The organism is Streptomyces sp. NPDC058534 (assembly GCF_042717365.1).
Classification (GTDB): domain Bacteria; phylum Actinomycetota; class Actinomycetes; order Streptomycetales; family Streptomycetaceae; genus Streptomyces.
The window spans coordinates 50,510-56,518 of sequence record NZ_JBHXNW010000048.1 but is presented as its reverse complement, the minus strand read 5'-3'; the positions used below and the strand labels follow the sequence as shown (position 1 = coordinate 56,518).

The window sequence follows — 6,009 nt, the reverse complement described above, 5'->3', positions numbered from 1 at the left end:
CTGGACACCTCGAAGCCCCGCCCCGGCAGGACTCCTCATCACCTGAGTACCCCTCCGGTGCAAGCCTGGGGGCGTGGCGACCCACCCCGCGCGCCCCCCACCGCCCCCTCTCCAATGCGTCAGCCGCGTACCGTCCCGAAGCGGATGTCGTACGCGGCTTCCGGGTGCATGACGGCCAGCATCCGCTCCCCCTCGGCGACGACCTCGGCCCGGCGCTCCTTGGGCAGGCGGTCGAACGGCTCGACGACGAGGGCGTCGTCCTCGGTCTTCCACAGTCCGGCCACGAAGCCGTCGACGAGGAGGACGCGGTGGGCCTGGTTCCCCGTCCAGGTATGGCCCTTGTGGGCGGGCGGGACGACGCGGGTGCGGTCGGCGTGGGAGAGCAGCAGGTTGTCGAACTCGGGCAGGAAGCGGGGCGGGGCCGGGGTGTCCGGGTCGGGGCGCGGCGCGTCCGGGAGATCGAAGAGTTCGGTGCCGTCCGGGGCGCGGAAGGTGACGAGCCGGGGGCGGAGCCGTTCGAAGGCGTCCCGCAGCCGGGTCAGGCCCGCCCACGTCTGCATGTCCTTCACGGAGGCGGGCCCGAAGGCGCCGAGGTAGCGCAGCACCGTGTCGTCCGGTGCGGGCGCGGGCCGTGCGGGGCGGGCCAGCCAGTGCTCGGCGGTGGTGAGCGTGACCTGGCCGCTCCTGCCCCACAGTCCGCGCGGCGTGACCTGCACGAGGGGGAGGCGGCAGCGGGCGGCGACGGAGAGGGACCGCGGGTCGGCGTCGGGCCACTCGGCGAGCAGGGCCTCGCGCAACTGGGCCATGGTGCGCGGCTCGGCCTCGACCAGGTCGCGGGCGAGGTCGGTGAGCCGGTCCAGGTCGACGCCCGTCAGGCCCTTGCGGAAGGCGTGCAGTTCCCGGTCCCGGGCGGCCTGCACCAGGGGGCGCAGGGTGAGGCAGTCGTCGGCGGTGTGGGTGTGGATGGTCGAGCGCATGGTGACGAGGCGGGCGACCCGGCGGCCGGCCATCGCCTCCGACAGGTCCTCGGGCGTGAAGCCGTCGAGGCGGGCGGCGAGCGCGTAGTACGGGGGCTTGACGTTCTGGGCCTGCAGCCCGACGAGGTGCGCGACGGCGGCCTCGGCGGACAGGGCCGCGCGGCGCAGCAGCAACTGCCGGGCGAGGGTGGCGCGGTTGAGGGCGCGGATGCCGAGGACGGGGGCGCTCGTGCCTGCCTTGGTCGTCATGGGTGCACGGTAGCGGCGCTTGCGGACGGGGTCTGTCCGCGATCCGTCCGGCTCAGCTCCACGACGAAGCGGGCGCCGGCCAGCAGGGACAGGTGCGAGACCCACAGCCACACCAGGAAGACCACGACCCCGGCCAGGGAGCCGTACAGGCGGCCGTAGGTGCCGATGCCGGAGGCGTAGAGGGAGAAGGCCGCCGAGGAGACCAGCCACAGCAGGGCGGCCAGGGCACCACCGGGCACCGCCTGCCGGCTGCGGCGGGCCGGGGCGGGGCCGGTCCGGAACAGGACGAGGACCAGCAGCGCGACCAGGCACAGCAGCAGCGGCCAGCGGAGCAGGGACCAGGCGGCGGTCGCCGTCGTGCCGATGCCGGCCAGCCGGCCCAGCGCCCGGGCCAGCGGTCCGGTCAGCAGCAGGACCAGGGCGCTGGCGACGAGCAGTCCGAGCAGGCTCAGCGCGGTGAGGACGATGCGGTGCAGCCGGTGCCACAGGGGGCGGCGGTCGGGAAGGCCGTGCATCTCGTGCAGGGCGCGCCGGAAGACCGCCAGGTAGCTGGAGGCGGACCAGAGCGCGCCGAGGCCGCCCGCCACGGCCACGGTCAGCGCGGCGGAGCGCTCCCCCGCCATCTCGTGCAGGGTGCGGTGCAGTTCGGCGCCGGACTGGGCGGGCGCCCAGGACGTCACGTCGTCGATCAGACGGTCCGTCAGGTCGGGTGCGACCAGGCCGATGACGGACGCGGTGACGACGAGGGCGGGCACCAGGGCGAGGACGGCGTAGTAGGTGAGGGCCGCCGCCCAGTCGGAGACGTTGTCGTCCCACATCGCGCGCGGCACGCGGCGCAGCGCGCCGGTCCACGGCACGGAGCGGTCCCGGAGCCGGGTCAGCCTGGTCTCCAGGTAGGCCACCATCGTGGTCATCGGGTACGCCGCTCGCGCCGGGCCCGTACGCCCATGCGGACGTGGGTGCGCAACGGGTGCGGCGCCAGGGAGGCGCGGGCCTCGTCGAGCGGGCCGTGGGTGAGCTGTTCGAGGACGCGGCCGGGGGCGGCGCCGGGTTCGAGCAGCAGCCGTACGCGGGCCCGTGAGCGTTTCGGGCCGGCGGGCAGCCGTACGTGGGCGCGGGCGACGCCCGGGGTGTCCTCGGCGCGGTGGGCGACGGCGTCGGCCAGCGCGCGGGAGCGCAGGGTGAGGGGCGGGCCGGCCAGCGGCAGCCGCCGGTCGCCGCCCCGGCGCGGCTGGGCGAGGAGCCAGGTGAGGCCCAGCAGCAGCGCGGCGGCCGTGCCGGCGACGACCACGGGGGTCCACCAGTCCTGTCCGCGCAGGTCGGCGAGGCCGGCCCGGTCCAGCAGCACGGTGCCGTCCTCGGGCCGGGGCCACCACCCGGGCAGCCGGTCGGCCACCCCGGCGCCACTGAGACCGAGCCACCCACCGCCGGCCAGCAGGGCCGCCCCGGTCAGCGCGAGCAGCGTCCGGTTGACGGCGTTGCGCAACGGGTTCACGAATCGCTCTCCTTCGGGGACGGCGGCGGCTCGGTGGCGGGTCCTGGTTCGGCGGGCGGCGCGGACGGTGTCGCCTCCGGCGGGCGCCAGTGGGGCTCCGGGCGCGAGGTGACGCGGGGTTTGAGGGGGCGGGTCAGGCCCAGGGTGTCGAGGGTCGTGGCCGTAGTGGTGCGGACTGCGGTGTGGGTCGTGGTGCGGTCGCCGAAGCCGAGGCGGGCCCGGACGCGGACGCGCCGTCTGCCGCAGCGGACGCGGACGTCCGTCACCCCGGGTACGGCGGTGACGGCGTCCCGGAGGAGTTCGGCCACCGCCGACCGTTCCAGTACCGCCCGCTGCGGGCGGCTCCCGTGCACCGGGGCCATCGGGAGCACCCCGCGCAGGCCCGGCGTGAGCGCCAGCCACAGCAGCCAGACGCCCAGGACGGCGGCGACGGCGCCGCCCGCGACGACCGGGGTGTCCCCGGGGCCGTGGGTCGCCAGCCAGTCCACCGTCCTGGTGCGCCATCCTGCCGGGCTCCGGTCGGCGAGGTGCACGGCCAGGACGTCGTACAGCGGGAGCGCGCACGCGGCCGTCCCGACGAGGGCCACCAGCGCGGCCGGGACCCGGCGTGCCGACCAGGGCCGCCGGGCCCGGCGGGGGGAGCCGCCGCCGTCAGCCGGGGGTGCCGGCGGGGCCGCCCGGTCGGCGGCCAGCGACTGGACGCGGACGGTCGCCGCACGCACCGTCAGGCCGCTCAGCTCGGCGACCCGGTCGGCCATCCGGCCCCGGACCCGCTCCCCTGTCTCACCGAGCGCCGCCGGATACGGCAGCCGTACGTCCACGCGGACATCGGCGTGGCGCCCGTGGACCGCCGCCGTGCCGTGCGTCACCCGGGCGCGCCGCCCGCCGAGGTCGGCCTCGGTGGCGGCCCGTTCGGCGATGCGGCGCACGGCACGGTCGGCGACGACGGTCCTGCCGCGCTCGGCCGGCGCCGCCGTCACCTCATCCTCCGGTCGCGGGGTGCCAGGAACTCACGCCAGTCCGTGCCGTTGTCCATCAGGCGGCCCACCACACCGCCGACCGCGCCCAGCGCGGCCACCAGCAGGAACGCCCCGAACCCGCCGAAATATCCGGCGAAGGCCAGCGCCATGCCCACCAGCATGCCGATCACCGCTCTGCTCATCACGCACCTCCGCCTCGCACCTGCTCATGCTCCGGAATCCGCTCCTCACTCCACGCGTGCCTCCACCGGCCGCTCCGGGTCCTCGTCGTCGGGCAGGTGGACGTCGTTGATCGTGATGTTGACCTCGACGACCTCCAGGCCGGAGATGCGCTCGACGGCGTCGATGACGTTCTCCCGCACGTCGCGGGCGAGGTCCGCGATCGGGACGCCGTACTCCACTACCAGGTCCAGATCGATCGCGGTCTGCCGCTCGCCGACCTCGACCTTCACGCCGCGGCCCACGTTCGGCCGGCCGCCGGGCACCCGGTCGCGGACCGCGCCGATGGTGCGGGAGAGGCCGCCGCCCATGTCGTACACGCCGGGGATCTCGCGCGCCGCCATGCCCGCGATCTTGACGACCACCACGTCCGCGATGGACGTACGGCCCCGCGTGCCGGCCGGTTCGGTGGCGCCGGTGGAGCCGCCGCTCACGGTGGTCGCGCCGCTCTGCGCGCCGATGCCGGTGCCGCCGCTCTTCTTCTCAAGGGTCGCCGTCTGCGGTGTCGTCGTCATGGTGTCCTCCGTCAACGGTGGTCGTTTGGTGTTGCTGGACGTTGGACACGGGTCGCGGTGCGGCGTTACGCCGTTCCGGAGGATTTCTTTTTCCCGTGCCTCGAAGGCGTCCTCGCGTAACGGCGGGGGCGGTCGGCGTGTCCAACGGGGGAACCCGCCCATGGGAACCGCGGGGAACGACGGAAGGGAGCGCACGTGCCGGGCGACGACGGACTGCTCGCGGTACGGGCCGCCGAGGGCGACGAGGACGCCTTCGAGGTGCTCGTGCGCCGACACGCGCCGGGGCTGCTGCGGCTGGCGGCGAGCATGCTGGGCAGCCCCTCCGAGGCGGAGGACGCGGTGCAGGACGCGTTCGTCAGCGCGTGGCGCAGGCTCCCGGAGTTCTGCGGGCAGTCGGCCTTCGGCACCTGGATGCACCGCATCGTGGTCAACCGGTGCCTGAACATGCTGCGTTCCAGACGCCCCGTCACGGACCTCGACAGCGTGCCCGAGCCCCAGGCGCCGGACCACGCGGTCTCCCCCGCACGGGCCGCCGAGTCGCACGCGGCCGCGGTGGCGCTGGGCAGGTCGCTGTCCGAGCTCTCCCCCGAGCAGCGGGTCTGCTGGGTGCTCAGAGAGCTGGAGGGCCAGTCGTACGAGACGATCGCGGGGACGGTCGGGATCAGCCCCGAGGCTGCCCGCGGCCGGGTGTTCCGCGCACGACGCTGCCTGACGGAGGCGATGACCGCATGGCGATGAACACCGGCGCTGAGCTGCCCGGGCCCGGCACCGGGCCCGGCGGTGCGCACGACACCGGCGACGACGAACGGCTGGGCTGCGGGCGGCTGCTGTCCGAGGTGTGGGAGTCCTGGGAGGACGGTGCGGACGACCCCCACCCCCGGTCCTGCCCGCACTGCTCGGCCGCCGTCCGGCAGCTGGACCTGCTCGGGGCCGCGGTGCGCGAGGCGGGGAGCGGGCGGGAGCCGGAGCGGGACGCCGGGGCGCTGACCGAGCGGGTCATGGACGTCGTCCGGCTGGAGCTGCGGCCCGGGCGGCCGCTGCCCCTCGGGGAGCGCGAGGAGGACCTGTGGGTGCGGGAGGCGATGGCGGCGAAGGCGCTGCGGGCCGCCGCCGAGACCGTGCCGGGCGTACGCGCGGGCTCCTGCCGGATCCGGCCCGCCGAGTCCGGCGCCGGGCCCTCGCGCGGGCCGGTCCGGGTGCGGCTGGAGGTCGTCGTACCGCTGACGGAGCGGCTGCGCGACCTCGCGGAGGAGATCCGGCGGCGGGTGCGCGGGGCGGCGGACGACGCCCTGGGGCTGCCGGTGGACCACGTGGACGTGCACATCACCGACGTGACGGATCCGGCCGGCGTGGAGCCGGAGCCGGCCGGCGCGGAAGAAGGGCCCCGACCGTGACCGCTGCCGCCACCGGCCGTGACGCACTCGCCGGCACCGTCGCGCGGGTGACCGCCGACGTGCCCGGCGTCGCCTTCCTGCGCCCGGGACTCGCGGACCTGTTCCGCGGCTCCGCCCGCACCGGACCGCCGCGCGCCGCCGGGCGGGCGCCCCCGGGCGTGCGGGGGGCCCGGGCCAGCC

Annotated in this window: 8 protein-coding genes and 1 pseudogene; 3 read left to right on the top strand and 6 right to left on the bottom strand. The window is 76.3% G+C overall.

Features of this window, described 5'->3' with window-relative positions:
• Window positions 1–119: 119 nt before the first annotated feature.
• From ACFWR9_RS26815 to ACFWR9_RS26790, 6 genes are read right to left on the bottom strand one after another with little or no spacing between them, the layout of a single operon-like run.
• Entirely contained in the window at window positions 120–1,226 is a 1,107-nt protein-coding gene (locus ACFWR9_RS26815) for a winged helix DNA-binding domain-containing protein (RefSeq protein ID WP_383846438.1), read from the bottom strand.
• Window positions 1,223–2,131 (bottom strand): YihY/virulence factor BrkB family protein, encoded by a 909-nt coding sequence (locus tag ACFWR9_RS26810; protein ID WP_383846449.1) that lies wholly within the window; start codon window positions 2,129–2,131, stop codon window positions 1,223–1,225. Before ACFWR9_RS26810 ends, ACFWR9_RS26815 begins: the two co-directional genes overlap by 4 nt.
• Before the next feature lie 5 nt (window positions 2,132–2,136).
• Window positions 2,137–2,721, bottom strand: a complete 585-nt coding sequence (locus ACFWR9_RS26805; protein WP_383846437.1) for a hypothetical protein — start codon at window positions 2,719–2,721, stop codon at window positions 2,137–2,139.
• Window positions 2,718–3,701, bottom strand: a complete 984-nt coding sequence (locus ACFWR9_RS26800; protein ID WP_383846436.1) for a DUF6286 domain-containing Asp23/Gls24 family envelope stress response protein — start codon at window positions 3,699–3,701, stop codon at window positions 2,718–2,720. Before ACFWR9_RS26800 ends, ACFWR9_RS26805 begins: the two co-directional genes overlap by 4 nt.
• Window positions 3,698–3,883 (bottom strand): hypothetical protein, encoded by a 186-nt coding sequence (locus ACFWR9_RS26795; RefSeq protein ID WP_383846435.1) that lies wholly within the window; start codon window positions 3,881–3,883, stop codon window positions 3,698–3,700. The genes ACFWR9_RS26800 and ACFWR9_RS26795 overlap by 4 nt, the downstream gene beginning before the upstream one ends.
• A 45-nt stretch (window positions 3,884–3,928) precedes the next feature.
• Entirely contained in the window at window positions 3,929–4,435 is a 507-nt protein-coding gene (locus ACFWR9_RS26790; RefSeq protein WP_383846434.1) for an Asp23/Gls24 family envelope stress response protein, read from the bottom strand.
• A 195-nt stretch (window positions 4,436–4,630) separates the two neighbouring features.
• Here ACFWR9_RS26790 and ACFWR9_RS26785 point away from each other — a divergent pair, with 195 nt between their 5' ends.
• From ACFWR9_RS26785 to ACFWR9_RS26775, 3 genes and pseudogenes are all read left to right on the top strand, one after another.
• Window positions 4,631–5,173: an RNA polymerase sigma factor gene (locus ACFWR9_RS26785; RefSeq protein WP_383846433.1), complete on the top strand. Its 543-nt coding sequence runs from the start codon at window positions 4,631–4,633 to the stop codon at window positions 5,171–5,173.
• Window positions 5,164–5,829 carry an Asp23/Gls24 family envelope stress response protein gene (locus ACFWR9_RS26780; RefSeq protein WP_383846432.1) on the top strand — a complete coding sequence of 222 codons (666 nt, stop codon included), beginning with the start codon at window positions 5,164–5,166 and terminating at the stop codon, window positions 5,827–5,829. The genes ACFWR9_RS26785 and ACFWR9_RS26780 overlap by 10 nt, the downstream gene beginning before the upstream one ends.
• Window positions 5,826–6,009 (top strand): annotated as a pseudogene (locus ACFWR9_RS26775) (Asp23/Gls24 family envelope stress response protein); the annotation flags it as partial. The gene ACFWR9_RS26780 and the pseudogene ACFWR9_RS26775, both read left to right, overlap by 4 nt.